This is a genomic window from Pseudomonas sp. LB1P83 (assembly GCF_054897885.1).
Window position 1 is genome coordinate 3,477,999 of record NZ_CM142709.1, and the last position, 17,283, is coordinate 3,495,281.

16 protein-coding genes and 1 pseudogene are annotated in these 17,283 nt (G+C 59.2%); 10 read left to right on the forward strand and 7 right to left on the reverse strand.

Going from position 1 to position 17,283, the window contains the following annotated elements:
- The first annotated feature begins 5 nt into the window (after positions 1-5).
- From ACYZTY_RS15945 to ACYZTY_RS15960, 4 genes are all read left to right on the forward strand, one after another.
- Positions 6-1,424: an oligosaccharide flippase family protein gene (locus tag ACYZTY_RS15945; protein WP_461954511.1), complete on the forward strand. Its 1,419-nt coding sequence runs from the start codon at positions 6-8 to the stop codon at positions 1,422-1,424.
- A 29-nt stretch (positions 1,425-1,453) separates the two neighbouring features.
- Complete coding sequence (gene galE, locus ACYZTY_RS15950; RefSeq protein ID WP_461954512.1) at positions 1,454-2,509, forward strand: UDP-glucose 4-epimerase GalE; 1,056 nt, start codon at positions 1,454-1,456, stop codon at positions 2,507-2,509.
- Between the two features lie 5 nt (positions 2,510-2,514).
- Positions 2,515-3,984, forward strand: coding sequence for a family 16 glycosylhydrolase (locus ACYZTY_RS15955; protein ID WP_461954513.1), 1,470 nt, complete (start codon positions 2,515-2,517; stop codon positions 3,982-3,984).
- Positions 3,985-4,076: 92 nt separating this feature from the next.
- Complete coding sequence (locus tag ACYZTY_RS15960; protein WP_461954514.1) at positions 4,077-5,132, forward strand: acyltransferase family protein; 1,056 nt, start codon at positions 4,077-4,079, stop codon at positions 5,130-5,132.
- Between the two features lie 148 nt (positions 5,133-5,280).
- On the opposite strand, the gene treS is transcribed toward ACYZTY_RS15960, so the two are convergent.
- Both treS and ACYZTY_RS15970 read right to left on the reverse strand, forming a co-directional pair.
- Positions 5,281-7,347: a maltose alpha-D-glucosyltransferase gene (gene treS / locus ACYZTY_RS15965; RefSeq protein WP_461954515.1), complete on the reverse strand. Its 2,067-nt coding sequence runs from the start codon at positions 7,345-7,347 to the stop codon at positions 5,281-5,283.
- Between the two features lie 155 nt (positions 7,348-7,502).
- Positions 7,503-8,906 carry an MFS transporter gene (locus ACYZTY_RS15970; RefSeq protein WP_461954516.1) on the reverse strand — a complete coding sequence of 468 codons (1,404 nt, stop codon included), beginning with the start codon at positions 8,904-8,906 and terminating at the stop codon, positions 7,503-7,505.
- A 129-nt stretch (positions 8,907-9,035) separates the two neighbouring features.
- Between ACYZTY_RS15970 and ACYZTY_RS15975 the strand changes: the two genes are divergently transcribed.
- Together ACYZTY_RS15975 and ilvD are read left to right on the forward strand one after the other, a co-directional pair.
- Positions 9,036-9,935, forward strand: coding sequence for a LysR family transcriptional regulator (locus ACYZTY_RS15975; protein WP_461954517.1), 900 nt, complete (start codon positions 9,036-9,038; stop codon positions 9,933-9,935).
- A 119-nt stretch (positions 9,936-10,054) separates the two neighbouring features.
- Complete coding sequence (ilvD, locus tag ACYZTY_RS15980; RefSeq protein WP_461954518.1) at positions 10,055-11,737, forward strand: dihydroxy-acid dehydratase; 1,683 nt, start codon at positions 10,055-10,057, stop codon at positions 11,735-11,737.
- A gap of 184 nt (positions 11,738-11,921) precedes the next feature.
- Here the strand turns inward: ilvD and ACYZTY_RS15985 are convergent, their stop codons facing one another.
- Both ACYZTY_RS15985 and ACYZTY_RS15990 read right to left on the reverse strand, forming a co-directional pair.
- Positions 11,922-12,785: a methyl-accepting chemotaxis protein gene (locus ACYZTY_RS15985; RefSeq protein WP_461959331.1), complete on the reverse strand. Its 864-nt coding sequence runs from the start codon at positions 12,783-12,785 to the stop codon at positions 11,922-11,924.
- A gap of 42 nt (positions 12,786-12,827) precedes the next feature.
- Positions 12,828-13,535 (reverse strand): annotated as a pseudogene (locus ACYZTY_RS15990) (MCP four helix bundle domain-containing protein); the annotation flags it as partial.
- Positions 13,536-13,762: 227 nt separating this feature from the next.
- Here ACYZTY_RS15990 and ACYZTY_RS15995 point away from each other — a divergent pair.
- Entirely contained in the window at positions 13,763-14,623 is an 861-nt protein-coding gene (locus tag ACYZTY_RS15995; RefSeq protein WP_461954519.1) for a CAP domain-containing protein, read from the forward strand.
- A 67-nt stretch (positions 14,624-14,690) separates the two neighbouring features.
- Here the strand turns inward: ACYZTY_RS15995 and ACYZTY_RS16000 are convergent, their stop codons facing one another.
- Both ACYZTY_RS16000 and ACYZTY_RS16005 read right to left on the reverse strand, forming a co-directional pair.
- Positions 14,691-15,050: a hypothetical protein gene (locus ACYZTY_RS16000; RefSeq protein ID WP_461954520.1), complete on the reverse strand. Its 360-nt coding sequence runs from the start codon at positions 15,048-15,050 to the stop codon at positions 14,691-14,693.
- A 35-nt stretch (positions 15,051-15,085) separates the two neighbouring features.
- The gene (locus ACYZTY_RS16005) at positions 15,086-15,646 is read right to left on the reverse strand and encodes a MarR family winged helix-turn-helix transcriptional regulator (RefSeq protein WP_461954521.1); all 561 of its coding nucleotides are present in this window, start codon (positions 15,644-15,646) and stop codon (positions 15,086-15,088) included.
- A 143-nt stretch (positions 15,647-15,789) separates the two neighbouring features.
- On the opposite strand from ACYZTY_RS16005, the gene ACYZTY_RS16010 reads away from it, so the two are divergent.
- Both ACYZTY_RS16010 and ACYZTY_RS16015 read left to right on the forward strand, forming a co-directional pair.
- Entirely contained in the window at positions 15,790-16,050 is a 261-nt protein-coding gene (locus ACYZTY_RS16010) for a DUF2024 family protein (protein ID WP_461954522.1), read from the forward strand.
- Positions 16,051-16,054: 4 nt separating this feature from the next.
- Entirely contained in the window at positions 16,055-16,333 is a 279-nt protein-coding gene (locus tag ACYZTY_RS16015; protein ID WP_461954523.1) for a Rho-binding antiterminator, read from the forward strand.
- Here the strand turns inward: ACYZTY_RS16015 and ACYZTY_RS16020 are convergent.
- Entirely contained in the window at positions 16,266-16,586 is a 321-nt protein-coding gene (locus tag ACYZTY_RS16020) for a hypothetical protein (protein WP_461954524.1), read from the reverse strand. The two genes, ACYZTY_RS16015 and ACYZTY_RS16020, sit on opposite strands and share 68 nt — an antisense overlap.
- Before the next feature lie 383 nt (positions 16,587-16,969).
- On the opposite strand from ACYZTY_RS16020, the gene ACYZTY_RS16025 reads away from it, so the two are divergent.
- Positions 16,970-17,206: a hypothetical protein gene (locus ACYZTY_RS16025; protein ID WP_131061723.1), complete on the forward strand. Its 237-nt coding sequence runs from the start codon at positions 16,970-16,972 to the stop codon at positions 17,204-17,206.
- Positions 17,207-17,283 lie beyond the last annotated feature (77 nt).

The following is a 17,283-nucleotide window of genomic DNA, read 5'->3' on the forward strand; positions in this document are numbered from 1 at the left end:
CCGCCATGGCCAATCACCGTCTGGTGACATTGATCTGGATCTTCACCGAGAAATTCGGCCTGATCTTCCTGTCGATGATTACCTTTGTCGCGTATGCCAGGCTGTTGTCGCCCGCAGAGCTGGGTGTGGGCACAGTCATCATTGCCATCGTCGAGTTGATCGGCCTGGCGTATTCATCGGTTCTGGAAGACCCGCTGGTACGACTCGAACGGCTGGAGGACAAGCACATCACCACGGCGTTCTGGGCGGCGGTACTCGTTAGCCTGGCGTCCATCGTCGTCATCTCGGGCGCAGCGATGCTTTACACGCCCGATCCGGTGCTGCAATGGATGACCGCGGTTGCCTCGGTGAAAATCCTGTTCACCATGATGGCGCGGGTCTATGTGGCGCAAATGCGCCGCAGCGGTAACTTCAAGATGCTGGCTTCACGCACGTTAATGGGCAAGGTGGTTGGTGGCGTCGGCGGCATCGCTGTCGCGCTGTGGGGGTTGGGGGCCTGGGCGGTCGTTGCCCAGGCATTGATCATGGAGTTCGTCTCCATCATCGTATTGATGCGCGCAGACCCGCGACGCATTGCCTTTCGTATTGACGGCCCGGTCTTGCGCGAACTGTTGAAGTCCGGTGCGCCGGTGGCCGTCAACGCGCTGAGCTCGCAAGCGCTGCAACGCGGGGTCAATGTGGTCCTTGGCATGACCGCCGGCACCAATGCGGTGGGCATGTTCAACATGGCGATGCGCATCATCGATCTGCCGCGTACGGCGATCTACCACGGCCTGATCAGTTATGCGCTGCCGGTGTTTGCCCGGCGTAGCGCCGATCCCTCACGGTTACGCGCGATCATCAGCGATTCGACCGCCGTCAGCGGCTTCCTGCTGACGCCCCTGTTCATCGGCATCGCCCTCACGGCGCACGACGTGATCCTGTTGATCTTCGGCGCCAAATGGACCGAGGCCATTCCCCTGCTGCAAGTGCTGGCGTGCACCGCCGCCATTGGCAATACCGCCATGTATGCCACGACCGCGCTGATCGCCGTCAATCGCAGCCACCTGACCATCAAGGCCGAAGTGGCAACCACGGTACTGGCACTGGCGCTGGTTTACAGCTTCGGCAGTCTTTATGGCGGCATGGCGGCCGCCCTCGCTCTGCTGGCGAGGATGCTGATCATCACGCCGCTGCAAATACGCGGCCTCAACACGGCCATCGGCTATGGCTGGCACCGGTTCTTCGACGCCAATTACCGCAGCGTGATTGCCTCGCTCGTCATGGCGGCAACCGTCGTGATGGTTGCTCCCCGGGTAGGTTTTCAAGGCTATCTGAACCTGATTTTCACCATCGGTATTGGCGCACTGACCTATGCCGTGGCGTACAGCATATTGCACCCGCGCTGGCTGCAAGAATTCAAAACGGTTTTCACCGCGCGCTGAATTCCCCCCTGAGACAGGAACACCTCACCATGCCTAAAACCACGCTTATTACGGGCGGGGCCGGCTACATTGGCTCCCATACTGCCCTGGCGCTCATCAATGCCGGGCACTCTGTGCTGGTGCTCGACAACCTGTGCAACAGCTGTCAAGAGTGCATCGCGCGTCTTGAGCTGCTGACCCACACCCGGGTCGATTTCATCAATGGCGATATTGGCGACTCGATCTTGCTCGACAAGATTTTCAGTCGTTACGACGTCGAGGCCGTGGTGCATTTTGCAAGCCTCAAATCCGTCGAAGAAAGCATTCGCAAGCCTTTGGACTATTACGCCAACAACGTCGCCGGGACACTCAATCTTTGCCGGGCGATGGTGCGTCATGAAGTGTTCAATCTGGTGTTCAGCTCCTCGGCGACGGTGTACGGCGACCCTGCGCAAACCCCGATCCTGGAAGACATCGGGACCGGAAAACCGGTCAATCCCTATGGCCGCACCAAACTCATGATCGAGGAGTTGCTGACCGACCTGTGCCACGCGGATCCGCGCTGGAGCATTGCCTTGTTGCGCTACTTCAATCCGATTGGTGCCCACGAAAGCGGGATGATCGGCGAAGACCCCAGCGGCCGCCCCGCCAATTTGCTGCCGTGCCTGACCCAGGTTGCGATCGGACGGATTCCCGAACTCACGGTGTACGGCTGCGACTATCCCACCGTGGATGGAACCTGCGTGCGCGATTACATCCATGTTGTCGACCTTGCCATCGGCCATCTCAAGGCTCTGGAGGTGTTGCGGGGCAAAGGGGGCATCAACGCCTGGAACCTGGGCACCGGCATCGGCTACAGCGTGCTGCAGATGATCCAGAGTTTCGAGGACATTACCGGCATCACCATCCCCTACCGTTTCGCCCCGCGACGTGCCGGTGACATCGCCAAATGCTGGGCCGACCCGAGCAAGGCAGGACGTGACCTGGGCTGGAGCGCGCAACGTGACCTGGAACAGATGATCGTCGATACCTGGCGGTGGCAGTCGCGCAATCCGCTGGGGTATCAGTCGTCGCTCGACATACCGGCCTTGATGACAGCGAAGTAACGCAGATGCTCAGCAAATATCTGCTGGTCCTGCTGTGGTCAGTTTCACTGGCTGGCACGGCGGCGCAAGCACCCTCCCGTCCGCCGGCCAGCGGGCTGGTGCTGTGGCTCGACGCGGCCGATGCATCGACCATGACCGTCGATGCACAGGACCGTGTGCAGTACTGGCGCGACAAATCCGGCCAGTCCAACGACGCCACGGCAGACGATGCCGCCTTGGGACCGAAGCAGGTTGCGAACGCCCTGAACGGTCAATCGGTGGTGCGTTTCAGTGGCGTTGAGGGGTTTCTGGGCAAAAACATCCGCAGCGCAAAAGGCCCGGTCACGGTGTTGCTCGTATCCCTTCGGCCAGCAGAAGCCAATGTTGATCCCTGGCAGCGGCTGTTCAGTTCGCGACCGCAAATCGCCAACAACGATAACGTGTTGCCGAATTTCGCCATCAGCCTGCGACAGACCACCGCGTATGCGCCGACCATTTCCGTGCTGGAGCTTTTCGATGTGCCGATCGGTCCGTATGCCGTCGGGCGCAACGTGGTCGGCAAGGCCGAAAACTTCCGCGGCGAAATCGCCGAAGTGCTGGTCTACGACCGCCCGTTCGCCTCCCTCGCCGAGCGGCAACAAGCGTTTGAGTACCTGGCGGACAAATGGTCCATTGTCGTTCCCAGACTGGCTGACACCTGGACCCGTGTCGGACCGCTGGGCACGTTGCCGGTCCATACCAACCCCAACCTGCCGCTGTCCGATCAGGCCAATGCCGGCCAGTGGACGCTCGACACGCAGCTGTCCGATGACTTCAACGGCACAACGCTCGACCGCACGCGCTGGCACGTCAACAATGCCATAGGGAACGAATCGCTCGGACGCAAACCGGCGCTGTTCAAGCCGGACAATGCTAGCGTCAAGAATGGCAACCTGAACATCGTCTTTCGCAAGGAAACCTTGCCGCAGAAGTACGTCAAGCTCGGCTTCAAGGACTACTCCTCAGCGATGGTTCGCACCCATTCGCGTGGGCTCTTCGGGTATTACGAGGCGCGCGCCAAACCCATGGACTCGGCAGGCTCCAGCGCATTCTGGCTCGCGTGGACGGGCATGACTGACAACGCCACCGAAATCGACATCTTCGAAATCGGCGGCAAGACCAAAGACGCTGCCCTGGACCGTTTTTACAACATGAATGCCCACCTGTGGGCCACGCCGCAAAGCACCGAACATGTCGCCGATGGCAGCACCTGGGTCAGTCCATGGCGCCTGGCGGACAGCTTCCATATCTACGGCTTCGACTGGCAGCCCGATACCCTGCGCTGGTACGTCGATGGCGTGCTGGTCAGGGAATCGAAGAACCGCCATTTCTTCTTCCCGATGCAGATCGTCTTTGACAGTGAGGCCATGTGGCAGTGGTTCGGCGTGGTCGACGATGCTGACTTGCCCTCTACCTTCAGCGTCGACTACGTCAAGGTGTGGCAACGCAGTCGATAGGCGTCACACCAGATCGACAACCGCCCGGGTCAAATCTCAATCGGCAGATGGTCAGTTTTCAATTAGCGCTAACACGTCTGGAGCGCATTCAAATGATCAAACGCCGGCTGAAAGAACTGGATTTGCTGCGCTTCCTGGCGGCTATCGCAGTCGTGTTTTTTCACTATGCCTTTCGCGGGTATGCAAAGGGCGACATGTCTACAATGCCCTACCCGCTATTGGCTGAGCCCGCCAAATACGGTTACTTGGGTGTCGAACTGTTTTTCATGATCAGTGGATTCGTCATTCTGATGACCGCTTCGAGCAATAATCTCAAAGTATTTTTCATATCCCGCGTTGTTCGTATCTGCCCGGCATTCTGGGTGTGCTGCACCCTCACTTTTCTAATCATACTTGCCATCGGCCAACCACGGTATACAGCCGACCTTTATCAATACATCGCGAACATGACATTCCTCAGCGACTTGATGGGTATCGCGCCGATCGACGGCGTTTACTGGTCTCTGTTTGCAGAAATAAAATTTTATCTAATGATCTCCATTGTGTTGGGTTTCAAGAAAATAGAAAAAATAGAGACATACCTCATACTCTGGCTGCTGATCTCCGCCACAGCTGAAGTATTCACTTTCGAAAAAATGCGCTCGATATTAGTCACCGATTACGCTGCCTATTTCATAGCGGGTGCAACGTTCTACATGATATGGGCCGGGGGCATCACAAAAACAAGAATTCTCCTGTTGGCGGGTGCATTGGCATTGTCCTGCTACACCGCAATTGTATGGGCCGAATTGCTCGAAACAAAATATTCAACCGACTACAATCTGTTGATCGTATGCAGCGTAATTACCCTTTTCTTTATAACGTTCTTTTTGGTCGCAACGAACAAAATGGCAGCCATAGGGGCATTGAACTGGACTGCATTAGGAGCGCTAACCTACCCACTTTATCTATTACATCAAATGATCGGCTTTATGATCTTTAATATTGCTTATCCGGCTGTGAACCCGCACCTACTGCTTTGGGGCACTATCGCCTTGATGATTGGCGCGTCGCATGTCATCCATAAAAAAATAGAAACCCCGATGGCCAGATTAATGAAAAAACTCCTTTCGCTATCCTTCAAGCGTGTCGAAGTTAATAAGCCGTAACCGAGCGTACAAAGTCGCCGATCGCTGGTCCGGCCATGCCGATCAACAGAGGCAAGCATGTCCTATGGAGAACATGTCTGCCGAATCAAACGGTGGCGGGTCAAGCGTCAACAAGATAGTGAAAAGCCCACCGACGGCCCCCCCCCTCTTAAATCATCGGCGAAGCACTCACCACCCGCAGTGCCAACCCTTCATAGGCATCCAGCGTAATGGTGAAGTCGCCCTCAGGCGTGAGATCACCTTCGACCCGCTCGTTGATGATGTCGACCACCGGACCCGGCGCGATGTTGGGCAGGTGCAAGGTTTCGGTGATCGGCGTCGAGCCGAAATTCAGTGCGGTGATTTGTGTGCCTTTGCCGGCCGGTAATTCGTGGACCATGATCAGCAGCCCTGGGTGCTGGACATCCGGAATCAGGATCTGACGACTGGCGGCGATGTCGTAGGCGCGGCGTGCGGCGAGGATTCTTCTGAGTTGCGAGACGAACGAATCCGGGTCCTTCAATTGGTTGGGCAGGCTGCCATACAAGGTCTTCGGACGTGGCATTTGCCCTGCGGACAGCGGTGCTTGCGGATTGAGGTCCACCAGATCATAGGCGCCGCGATGAATCCAGCGTGTGTCGCCGTCGCCCATCAAGTGCTCAACCTGTTCGGCCGGCAATGGCAGCGCACCGACCAGGTCCCAGCCGGACAGCGCGAACACGCCCGGCTGCATGGCGTTGTACATCACCAACAGCAAATGGACCTGGCGAATCTGCTGGATATCCGCCGTCGTGATCGTGTCGAGATCACGAATCCCCAACGCCGCCGTGATGATGCTGGCGGTGGTGCAAGACACGCCGTTGGTGACGAATTTCAGATTGTAAGGCGCGTGCTCGCCCGCTAGACGTTCGTACATCTGCTCGCGAATGTGTTCACGCAAGATGCTGCCCGGAAAGGTCTGGCCCTGATAAAGGTAAGTGTCATGGGCGTGCAGCGTCCAGAAATGCACCAGTTCCAGGGTCAGTTCGTCGTGGTTTTGCAAGGCATGGATCAGCGAACCGGGGTCGATGCCGAGGGTGTGCATCTGGCGCAGCATCAAGCGCAGGAACTCGGTATCGCCCATCAGCAACGCGTGCTGGTAGGCCGGCCGGGTGATGAAGTCGTAGGAGAGATCGGCACCACCGTGGGACATGCTGGCGATGTCGTCGACGGTCAGGTTGAGCTCCTGAAAACTGAAACCGCCGGCCTTGCGGATCGCCCCGCCCAGCAACTGGTTGCCAGTGATCGATAACGGGTGGCTTTCAGACCAGGCGGTGCCGTCGAGCTTGCGCTCCACGCCAAGGAACCCGTTGGCGTCCAGACGCAGGATTTTCGCGCCCATGACGTCAATGGCGTGCAGGGCATCGCCGATGATCATCTGCTGCGCGGCGAAGGTCGGGTCCAGCCAGTTCAATGACGGCTGACCTTCCTTGAAGTAATGCAGATAAACCCAACGCCGCGGCTTGCCATCGACGCCGATCACGATCGGTGTCGCGCTCCAGTCGGTTTCCTTGACCCCTGGCTCGAAGAAAATCACCCGCTGCAACTGGCCGACGATGTAGTGCTTGTCCCGGAGCACGTCGACCTGCAGCGGACTGAGGTTTTGCGCATCACGGCCGTCGGCGATGTCCGGCAGCAACGGCCAGTCCTCTTCGCGGATTTCGACCATGTGGTAGAGACCCGGATAGTCTTCATAGGCCATCTCGGCCAAGCGGAAATCCGCGCCTTTGCCGGTATGCGAAGGGATAACGTCATCGATGATCACCGCGTTGTGCGCGGCGGCCATGCGCACCAGGGCCTGAAGCTGCGCCTCGGTGCCCAGTTGCGGGTCGATCTCGAAACTGATGCGGTCGAAGTTGCCATCAATGGTCGGTGTGCGTCGGGTGCCCGTCAGGCCGCCAGACATTTTCAGCGGACCATTGTGAATGCCCTGGATGCCGATTTTCGACAGGGCATGCCATAAGGTTTCATCGCCCAACGCCTCGAGCACACTGCCGTCTTCGCGGGTGACGATGGACGCCGGGTAAGCGGTGAACCACACCGAAGCCAGGGCCGAAGCATCACGGGGCCGGGTGTGGGCATACGGCTGTTGCCACAGCCGACCTTGCCCAGAGTAGAGCTTGGCCCGCTGCCGTGCGGCATGCAGCATCGATTGTTCAACCAGCCAGGTCACATGATTTTTGTCAGCCGCGGTCATAAAAACAATCACCTGTTTTCGGGATAAATATGCGCTCGGCCATCCCATGCGTACCTGCACCGGTGGCCCCGTCCTTTTCATATGAGGCCCTGAGCCGGCATTCGTTGCATTGAGGCTTGAGGACTCAGAACGCGCGCCCTGTGTTTTGCTTCGAATTACACCACCACGCGTTCACCTTTCAGGGCTGGCAACGCGATGGCGAGCGCCAAGCCAATCAACCCCGCCGCTACCGCAAAGGTGATTGCCATGCCATGGGCGACCGCTTCTGGCGCCGCATGGGTGACGTCGGTCGCCGATGAAGCCAATGCAAACACTGCGCCCATGACCGAGGCCCCGGTGATGAGCCCGAGGTTGCGCGACAGGCTGAGCAGGCCGGCGATGACGCCTCGCTGATCCGCACTGACGCCGGTCATGATCAATGTGTTGTTGGCCGCCTGAAACAGCGCATAACTGGCGGTGATCACAGCAATGGGCGCGAGGTAGCCGAGGACGCCGACACGCGTCGGCATCATGGACAGAACGCATGCACCGAGCGCCATTGCAACAAGCCCGGAAACGCTCATGCGCTGCGCGCCAAAACGGTCCACCAGGCGCCCGGCGGGCACGCCAGCCAACGCGGCAACCAGCGGGCCGACTGACAACGTGAGCCCGACCAGCGCTGCATTCAACCCGAGCGCGCCCGAGAGATAGAACGGCCCGACCACTAACGTCGACATCATCACCGTCGAGACCAGCGTGCTCATGGCCAGACTTGCGCTCAATCCCCGATCACGCAACAGCGTCAGTTTGATCAACGGCGATGCAACCGTTGCCTCGACGAACAGGAAAACCCCGGTACCGGCAACCGCGATCAGCAATAACGCGAGGTTGAGCGAACCCCAAACACCGCCACCCATCGTCATTGCCAAAGCATAAGAACCGAGTGTCAGCGCCAACACCAACGTGCCTGCGACGTCAAATCCGCCGCGCTGAGCCTTTGGCGTTTGGCGATCAGCAGGCAAATAGAGGTACGCAAGCACACCGTTCAAAACGCCCAGCGGCAGGTTAATCAGAAAAATCGCCTGCCAGCCAAAGCCGGAGATCAACACGCCACCGAGCGATGGCCCCAGCGTGGTGCCGATCGCCGACATCGTGCCGAGCAATCCCATGGCGCTGCCGGTCTGCGCCTTGGGCACCGTCTCACCGACAAACGAAACGGTGAGCGCTAACATGATCGCCGCGCCGAGGCCTTGCACCGCCCGCGCGCTGACCAGCCACCCCAGCGAAGGCGCCACACCACACGCCAGCGAAGCCAGGGTGAATATGGCGATGCCGGCCAGCAGCAAGCGACGGCGGCCGACGATGTCGCCCAAGCGTCCAACGCTGACGATCAACGTCGTGATCGCAAGTAAATACGCCAGGACGACCCACTGCACGTGCTGAAAGGAAGCGTCGAGTGCCTGGGACAGGGTCGGCAAGCCTGCATTGGCGATGCTGGTGTCGAGTGAAGGCATCAACATCGACAGCGAAAGGCTGGCGAGCGCCCAGCGGACCGAGCCGGGTTGCATGGTGAGTTTCATGGTTTGGCCACTTGATGAAGAGTTGACCTTCAGCGTATGCCCGCGCCTGACATGGCGGAAGACGCACCACTTGCACTTGATACCTGCACGCGGCGCCATGTCATCACTCAGCCGTGCTACCGTTGAAACATGACGACTCCCGATCTGAATCTGCTGATTACCCTCGATGCGCTGCTCGCTGAAGGCAGCGTTGCGCGTGCCGCCCAACGATTGCGCCTGAGCCCATCGGCAATGAGCCGGGCGCTGGCGCGATTGCGTGAAACCACCGGCGATCCATTGCTGGTCCGCGCCGGACGCGGCCTGGTGCCGACACCCAGGGCGCTGGAGCTGCGCGAGCAGGTCAGCCAACTGGTGCAGCACGCCGAAGCGGTGCTGCGCCCCGCCGAGCAGCTCGACCTCAAGCAACTGGTGCGCACCTTCACGCTGCGCACCAGCGACGGCTTTGTAGAGAATTTCGGGCCGGCGCTGATTGCTCGCCTCAGCGAAGAAGCACCCGGCGTACGGCTGCATTTTTTGCAGAAACTGAACCAGGACAGCACGCTGCTGCGCGACGGGACGGTCGATCTGGAGACCGGCGTTGTCGCCGACACCACCAGCCCGGAAGTGCGCACCCGCGCGTTGTATCAGGATCGCTTCATTGGCGTCGTACGCCCGGGTCATGCGCTGAGCAAGGGCAAGATCACACCCGCCCGGTATGCGTCCGGCAGGCATGTGCTGGTCTCGCGGCGTGGACGGGACAAAGGGCCGATGGATGAAGCCCTGAAACCGCTTGGACTGACGCGGGAGATCGTCACCATCGTCGGCGGCTTCTCCGCAGCGCTGGCGCTAGCCCGGGCTTCGGACCTGATCGCCACGGTGCCCGAACGCCACACCCACAATCTGCGCGCTGGCCTGCACAGTTTCCCCCTTCCGGTGGCCACGCCAGTGATCACCATCTCAATGCTCTGGCACCCGAGAATGGATGCCGATGCCGCGCACCAGTGGTTGCGCGGCTGTATTCGAGGGGTGTGTGCGGGGTTCCTGGATTAGCGCTTATTGAATGCTTTCGCACCCGGTGGGAGCGGCCAAGTTGGCGAACCGGGACTAGACTCAATCCGTTGCTTCAGGCCACACCGGTCGGGCCAGCGATCTGGAAATGAGGGAACGTCATGAGCGACAAAGACAATTTGCGTAAGTATTCCTCTCAAGTGGTCGACGGCGTGGAGCGCGCGCCCGGCCGTTCGATGCTGCGTGCCGTGGGCTTTACGGATGAAGACTTCAAAAAGCCGCAGATTGGCATCGCCTCGACATGGGCCATGGTCACGCCGTGCAACATGCACATCGACAAGCTCGCCGTTGAAGCGGAAAAAGGCGCGAATGCCGCAGGCGCCAAGGGCGTCATTTTCAACACCATCACCATTTCCGACGGCATCGCCAACGGCACCGAAGGCATGAAGTATTCGCTGGTGTCGCGGGAGGTGATTGCCGACTCCATCGAAGTGGTGGCCGGTTGCGAAGGTTTTGACGGTCTGGTGACCGTGGGCGGTTGTGACAAGAACATGCCGGGGTGCCTGATCGGTATGGCGCGGCTGAATCGCCCGTCGATCTTCGTCTATGGCGGCACCATCCGCCCGGGCGCTGGCCACACCGACATCATTTCCGTGTTCGAGGCCGTGGGGCAGCACGCTCGCGGCGATATCAGCGAGATTCAGGTCAAGCAGATCGAGGAAGTGGCGATTCCCGGCCCCGGCTCCTGCGGCGGCATGTACACGGCCAACACCATGGCCTCCGCCATTGAGGCATTGGGCATGAGCCTGCCCGGTTCCAGTTCTCAGGACGCCGTCGGCAGCGATAAGGCATCAGACAGCTTCCGCGCCGGTCAGCAGGTCATGGAGCTGTTGAAGCTGGACCTCAAACCCCGCGACATCATGACCCGCAAAGCCTTTGAAAACGCCATCCGCGTGGTGATCGCCCTCGCTGGCTCGACCAACGCCGTGCTGCACCTTTTAGCCATGGCCCATGCGGTGGATGTCGAGTTGACGCTGGATGATTTTGTCGAACTGGGCAAGGTGTCCCCAGTGGTGGCCGACCTGCGTCCCAGCGGTAAATACATGATGAGCGAGCTGGTCGCCATTGGCGGCATCCAGCCGCTGATGAAACGCATGCTCGCCGCCGGCATGCTGCACGGCGATGTGCTGACAGTGACCGGCAAAACCCTGGCCGAAAACCTGGAAAACGTGCCCGATTACCCCGAAGGCCAGGACGTGATTCTGCCGTTCGACCGCCCCGTCAAAAAGGATTCGCACCTGGTGGTGTTGCGCGGCAACCTCTCGCCGACTGGCGCGGTGGCCAAGATCACCGGCAAGGAAGGTTTGCGCTTTGAAGGCACGGCGCGCGTGTACCACGGTGAGGAAGGCGCGCTGGCCGGGATTCTCAATGGCGAAGTCAAAGCCGGCGACGTCATCGTGATTCGCTACGAAGGGCCCAAGGGTGGACCCGGCATGCGCGAAATGCTCTCGCCGACTTCGGCGGTCATGGGCAAAGGGCTGGGCAAGGAAGTCGCGTTGATCACCGATGGCCGCTTCTCCGGCGGCTCCCATGGTTTTGTGGTGGGGCATATCACGCCGGAGGCCTTTGAAGGCGGGCCGATTGCGCTGATCGAAGACGGTGACAAGATCACCATCGATGCTGAAACCCGGCAGATCACAGTCGATGTCTCCGACGCTGAACTGACCGAGCGCAAGACCCGCTGGGTGCGTCCGGAATCCAGGTACAAACGCGGGGTGCTGGCCAAGTATGCCAAGACCGTGTCCAGCGCCTCGGAGGGTGCGGTTACGGATAAGTATCTTTAGGGGATGGGCGCAAGGCCTGCGGTTCTGTGTTGTCTGAACTGACGCCATCGCGAGCAGGCTCACTCCCACATTGGATCTTCATTGAGCACAGGATTTGTGTTCGACGCAGATCACATGTGGGAGTGAGCCTGCTCGCGATGAGGCCCTGACAATCACCGAAAATCAATTGATCAACACACAAGCCTCAAAGCCGAAACCGGTCAACCGACTGCGACAGCTTGCCCGCCAAAGTCGACAACTCATCAGTCGTCGAAGCAGTCTGCCCAATCACCTTGCTGTTGCCTTCCGACATGCCGGCAATCATATCCACCTGATGGGCGATTTCGTTACTGGCCAGGCTCTGTTCACCGATCGTGCGGGTGATGTCATTCACCAGCTCAGTGGTATTGAGCGTGGCCTGGAGGATTTCGCGGATGGCGCGCTCGACGTCGGCGGTCACGGCCATGCCTTTGTCGACCTGCGCAACGCCCGCCTCCATGCTGGTCACCGCCTCGCGGGTACTTAGCTGGATGCGCGAGACCATGCTGGCAATTTCCTGCGTGGAAGCGCTGGTGCGTCCGGCGAGGCTGCGGACTTCGTCGGCCACCACCGCGAATCCACGACCTTGCTCACCGGCGCGAGCGGCCTCGATGGCGGCGTTGAGTGCCAGCAGGTTGGTTTGATCGGCGATGCCCTTGATCACCTGAATGATGCTGAAAATCCCTTCGGACTCCTTGTCCAGCGTGCGGATCACCTGGGCCGATTGCTGCGCCGAACGCGCAATGCCGTCCATGTCGTTGACCACCTGATGAATCACGCGACCGCCATCCTTGGCCAGTGCCTCGGCCTGATTGGCCATGTTCAATGCGCGCTCTGCGTGGCGGGTGATTTCCTCGATGCTCGCGGTCATTTCACTCGCGGCAGCGGCCATGGTGCTGGCGGCGACGCTTTGCTGCTGGCTGCTGTCGGCGACCTGATGGCAGCCGCTGCTCAACTGCACGCTCATGCCACTCACACCATGCGCATTGCTGCGAACCACCTCGATCATGCCGCGCAAGTCACGCTGCATGGTTGCCAGGCTGCGAATCAATGCGCTGGCTTCATCCTTGTGGGTCGGTTCGACGATAGGCTCGCTCAGGTTGCCATGGGCGATGCTTTGGGCAATACGACTGGCGGTCTGCAACGGCCCCATGATGCTCGAAATCACCCAGCGTCCCTGGATCAGCAGCAACAGCAGGCTGGCGATCAGCACGACACCCAGCGTGAAATTCGCGCTGCTGATGGCCTGCTCGGTGCCCTTGCTGGTCTGTTGGGTATTGGTTTCGATCAACTCGCTGAGGGCTGCCATCTGGTCTTCCAGTTGGCTGAATGCGGTATTGAACGTGCTCAGTTCCTTTTGTGCGGAGTCCGGATTTTCCAGCGCCAGCCCGACGATGCGCTCGGCCGCACTGATGTAGGTATCGAGGCTCGGCTTGAGCTTGTTCAGGCCCGCCTTGATGGTGTCGTTGACCGGCAGCTTGAGGTTTTCACCGAGTAATTCACGAAAATGCGCCGCATGTTCCTCGATGGAGCTGCGCACCTCGGCTTTGCTGCTGGTGCTTTTGCCCAGCCCGACCACCATTGCGGACAGCACATCGGCGCGCAGTGCATCGTGCATCATGTCGCCTTCGAGGTGATTGCGCAGCGCGGTCATGCTGACCTCGTTGTCCTGCACCGCTTCAGCCATTCGGGTGTTTCCCACGTAACTGACCAGGCTCACGATCAACGCGGTTAGCAAACTCGTACCAATCAGCAGCAGTAAACGTAATTTTATAGACATGGGATAGCCCTCTTGGTACGTCGCTTTTATGAACACGTTATCGGCTGCCTCCGGTGGTTTTTTAAGCCTGACGCAGGACTTTCGGTATTTTGCGACATGCGGTAGTAACGGCCGCGATTGCGCCGCACATTTGCTCCCTTCCCTCCTGAACCTAGTGCCCAAACGCAAGTCATAGCGCAGTCGTGAATTCCCATTACCGCTGTCATCTCATCAGAGCTGCCCGTCTCATGCGCCAAACCCGCCTTGCCTTGCGTTTTGTCTCGCTCTGTTTCATGCCTTTGCTTCCCTTGTTTAGCAGTCCCGCCCATGCCAGCGGGGAACGGCAACTGGTGGAAGCCATCAACGACTACCGCGCCCACCCGCAACGCTGCGACAGGCGCCCGGCACAACGCTTGTCGCCGCTGTCATTGAAGTCGAACCTGGCGTTGCCGATTGGTTATGGCGGCGGCTTGCGCGACCGGTTGAAGGCTTCCGGCTATTCGGCGGTGACGGTGCGAACCCTGCGCGTGGTCGGAGCGCAGGATGCCGACGAAGCGTTTGAGCTGTTTCAGGACGAGTACTGCGGGGCCCTGCTGGATAACCAGTACGCCGACATTGGTGTCAGTCGCGCCAGAAGTGAGTGGCAGATCGTGCTGGCGCAGCCCGTACTCGATAGCCGCGTGGGTGATGCACGCGCGGCGAGCAAGGCGTTGTTGGCAGAGGTCAATGCGGCGCGGGCCAAACCACGCCTGTGTGGTCGTCAGCGCTTTCCCGCTGCACGGCCGCTGAGCTGGAACGCCGCACTCGGCGCGGCGGCGCAAGGGCACAGCAAGGCCATGGCCTACGGCAATTACTTCGCGCACCGTGACCCCGACGGCGACTTGCCGGCGGATCGCGCCAGGGCTGCCGGCTACCGTGGCCGACAGATCGGCGAGAACATCGCCGCCGGGCAGAGCTCACCGGGCAAGGCGATGGCCGGCTGGCTGGCCAGCCCCGGGCATTGCGCCAACTTGATGAACCCGATGTTCACCCAGGTGGGCGCAGCGTTTGCGGCGGATGCGCGCAGTGATGAAGGGGTTTACTGGACGATGCTGTTTGGTGCGCCGTGATCTTGATTGAGCGCAGTCGCTTTCTGAGCCCGGTCATGGCCAAACCATGCGCCAGACCGCTACAGAGTTAGCGCTTGCGCGCCAAACGCTTCTGCCAATTGCCGCCATTGTCACGCTGGAATTGCTCTTCAGAACCAAACTGCACATGGGCCGAGACCGGGCTGACGAGCACATCCGCTTCGTTTAACGCGATAGCCGTCAGTTCGACCATGCGCTCGCCCTGCCCGCTCGCCAACGCCTGATCCTTGCTGGTTTGGGTGTCGAAGACCCAGGTAACCTTCAGGCTGGAAGGAAATTCGTCGAAATCGACTTCGTGGGTCAGCCATTCAAAGCCGACGATTTGCGCTTTGGCCGTTTCACACGCCTCGGTCAGGGTGGCAACCAGGCGACGCTCGATGTGCGTCTGATCGCGTTTGCTTAAACCCATGGGGAATCCTTGTGATTATCAAAAATGTAGACCGCTCAATCGTGCACGCCTTCGGGCACTCGATGCTCCCTGCAAATCAAATTGATTTCGCCGGATTCCAGGGGTTCCTGAGTCAGCCCACAAAAGGCGCCGTCAGCCACTGTCTGATGGAAGCGGCAGCTTCGGCAAAGCCCGAAGCTCGGTACATTTTCCCCTTGCTGAATATTCCTCAACAGTTCCAACAGCAGCCCTTCGAGGTCCTGCGAACGAGCGCCCATGCGCTTGGCGGCAGCGACCAGAAAATCCGGTGGCATCACGGCGTCCAACAGGGCTCTTGCAGGCGCGGTCAGTTCCAGGTGCACGCTGCGTTTGTCCTTGGCATCCGGGGTCTTTATCAGCAGCCCATTAGTTTCCAGCGCCTTGAGCGATTGCGACACCGTGCCCTTCGTCAGCCCCAGATACTCGGTTACCGCCAACGGCGTGTTGGAGTAACGATTACAGCGGCCCAGATACATCAGCGCGCTCAACTGGATCGGCTGCAAATCCGTCAGCTTCGGGTGCTCGCGAAACCAGACACGGGTCAGGCTCGACAGTCTTTCCAGCAGATCGAACAACACGTGGCAATTTCCAGATCAAGAGTGTTGATAAATAGTATCGGATAAAAACCATGTTGACAAAAAGCACTCTTGCCGTAGGCTTTGGTATCGATTCGAAACAACCACTCATCACCCGACATCTGGTAACTGAAGGAGAGAATCTGATGAACGTTAAAGTGTTCGATACCCACGTGCGCACCAAAGATGGCCGCTACTTGCATTTCGATGTGCTGATCGACAGCAACGACGCTGATCTGGCGAAGTCGTACGCCCGCCGTTTCCTTGATGAACAGGGCATTCAGGACGAAGACATTTCCCAGAATGAATGCCGCTTCTGCCATGTTGAACCGACGAATCCGGTCGTCGCTGAGGCGATCAGCAAACAAGGTCACTTCATCCTAAAACTGCAAGGTTGCCAGAAGTAACGAGATGAACGCGTATCAGCCTTTGAACTGCGATCTGCACGACTATCTGGAGATCGCTTGCCTGCGCGGTTATCGACTGGATATCGAACTGAACGATGGTGCACGCCTGATCGCCAAAGCGCTGACGACGCGAACCTCCAGCGACAAGGAAGAGTTTCTATGCCTTGAAACGGCTGACGGCCCTCAGGAAATCCGTTTGGATCAACTGCTGGCTGTCACGCCACTGGACGCCGGCGCGGAGTTTGGGCGGGTGGTGTTCCAGGGTGCGGTTTGCAGTTTTTGAGCGCTTGGTGATAGTCCTCACCCGCGATGGCGCGCAGGTACGCTTGATCCGCCTCAATCCTGAGGTCGCGCCATTCTTGCCAACTCACCATTCCCAGGCGATCCATCTCGTCTGACTGACGAATCAGTTCCTCGTGATAGGCGTCGGGACACTCCATGCGCAGCCTCAAGTCATCCAGCACGAGGTGCCAGGTGTTGAGCGCACGCAGTTTGTGCTCTTGCGCCGGAGTCAGCAGATTGGCAAACGAGTGCATGGCAACGCCCCTCGAAAGTTCTTTCAGAATGGATCAATACGGCGTGAATCCGGTTCAGGCACACCGACCAAAGGCAGGTTTTTCAATGCAGCATTGCCGCCGCAACCGGGCATTGGAACTTTGTAGCAGCTGTCGAGCAGCGCGAGGCGCAAGGCTCCGCTCCGTAACTAAACGCCCTTGTACGAGGAGTTCTTACCCATTGGGCGGTACGTGATGGTGCTTTAGCCTGGAGTAGTTCAGGACGACGTGCCGATGAGCATCTATGGCTCCTCGATGACCTTGTCGGGATCTGCGGAGAAAGGGCAACGTCGAGCAGTTGAACTAACAACTGACAACCAAGGCGGGATAATCAGCGACACTTCTCCCATAACAAGGAGTCCACCATGCACAAGTACACGCTGCGTTACCTGTTCAAAGGCGAGCCCCGCACACACTTGTTCGAACTGAAGCAGCCGCAGCTATCCGTCCATGAGGCGGCGATGCACTTGCTGCAGCTGCATTTTGGGGATGGAGAGAACAGCCTGATCATGCCCACTGCGGACGCGACGCCGGAGGAAATTTTAAAGCAGGCGGAGCTGATAGGGTTGACGCAGATTGAGATCGTCGATCAATCCCGTTGAGCCGACCTCCCCGGCATGCCACGCTCCCAGAGTTTTTGGGGTCGATCACCCATCATGTGAGCGACGCCGATTACCTG

What these genes read in the sequence shown, in the direction of transcription:
- ACYZTY_RS16015 (WP_461954523.1), top strand. Translation starts at nt 16,055, where the DNA reads ATGAACGCGTATCAGCCTTTGAACTGCGATCTGCACGACTATCTGGAG.
- galE (WP_461954512.1), top strand. Translation starts at nt 1,454, where the DNA reads ATGCCTAAAACCACGCTTATTACGGGCGGGGCCGGCTACATTGGCTCC.
- ACYZTY_RS15955 (WP_461954513.1), top strand. Translation starts at nt 2,515, where the DNA reads ATGCTCAGCAAATATCTGCTGGTCCTGCTGTGGTCAGTTTCACTGGCT.
- ACYZTY_RS15975 (WP_461954517.1), top strand. Translation starts at nt 9,036, where the DNA reads ATGACGACTCCCGATCTGAATCTGCTGATTACCCTCGATGCGCTGCTC.
- ACYZTY_RS15985 (WP_461959331.1), bottom strand. Translation starts at nt 12,785, where the DNA reads ATGCAGCGTGACTTGCGCGGCATGATCGAGGTGGTTCGCAGCAATGCG.
- ACYZTY_RS16025 (WP_131061723.1), top strand. Translation starts at nt 16,970, where the DNA reads ATGCACAAGTACACGCTGCGTTACCTGTTCAAAGGCGAGCCCCGCACA.
- ACYZTY_RS15945 (WP_461954511.1), top strand. Translation starts at nt 6, where the DNA reads ATGGCCAATCACCGTCTGGTGACATTGATCTGGATCTTCACCGAGAAA.
- ACYZTY_RS16010 (WP_461954522.1), top strand. Translation starts at nt 15,790, where the DNA reads ATGAACGTTAAAGTGTTCGATACCCACGTGCGCACCAAAGATGGCCGC.
- ACYZTY_RS15995 (WP_461954519.1), top strand. Translation starts at nt 13,763, where the DNA reads ATGCGCCAAACCCGCCTTGCCTTGCGTTTTGTCTCGCTCTGTTTCATG.
- treS (WP_461954515.1), bottom strand. Translation starts at nt 7,347, where the DNA reads ATGACCGCGGCTGACAAAAATCATGTGACCTGGCTGGTTGAACAATCG.
- ACYZTY_RS16020 (WP_461954524.1), bottom strand. Translation starts at nt 16,586, where the DNA reads ATGCACTCGTTTGCCAATCTGCTGACTCCGGCGCAAGAGCACAAACTG.
- ACYZTY_RS16000 (WP_461954520.1), bottom strand. Translation starts at nt 15,050, where the DNA reads ATGGGTTTAAGCAAACGCGATCAGACGCACATCGAGCGTCGCCTGGTT.
- ACYZTY_RS15970 (WP_461954516.1), bottom strand. Translation starts at nt 8,906, where the DNA reads ATGAAACTCACCATGCAACCCGGCTCGGTCCGCTGGGCGCTCGCCAGC.
- ilvD (WP_461954518.1), top strand. Translation starts at nt 10,055, where the DNA reads ATGAGCGACAAAGACAATTTGCGTAAGTATTCCTCTCAAGTGGTCGAC.
- ACYZTY_RS15960 (WP_461954514.1), top strand. Translation starts at nt 4,077, where the DNA reads ATGATCAAACGCCGGCTGAAAGAACTGGATTTGCTGCGCTTCCTGGCG.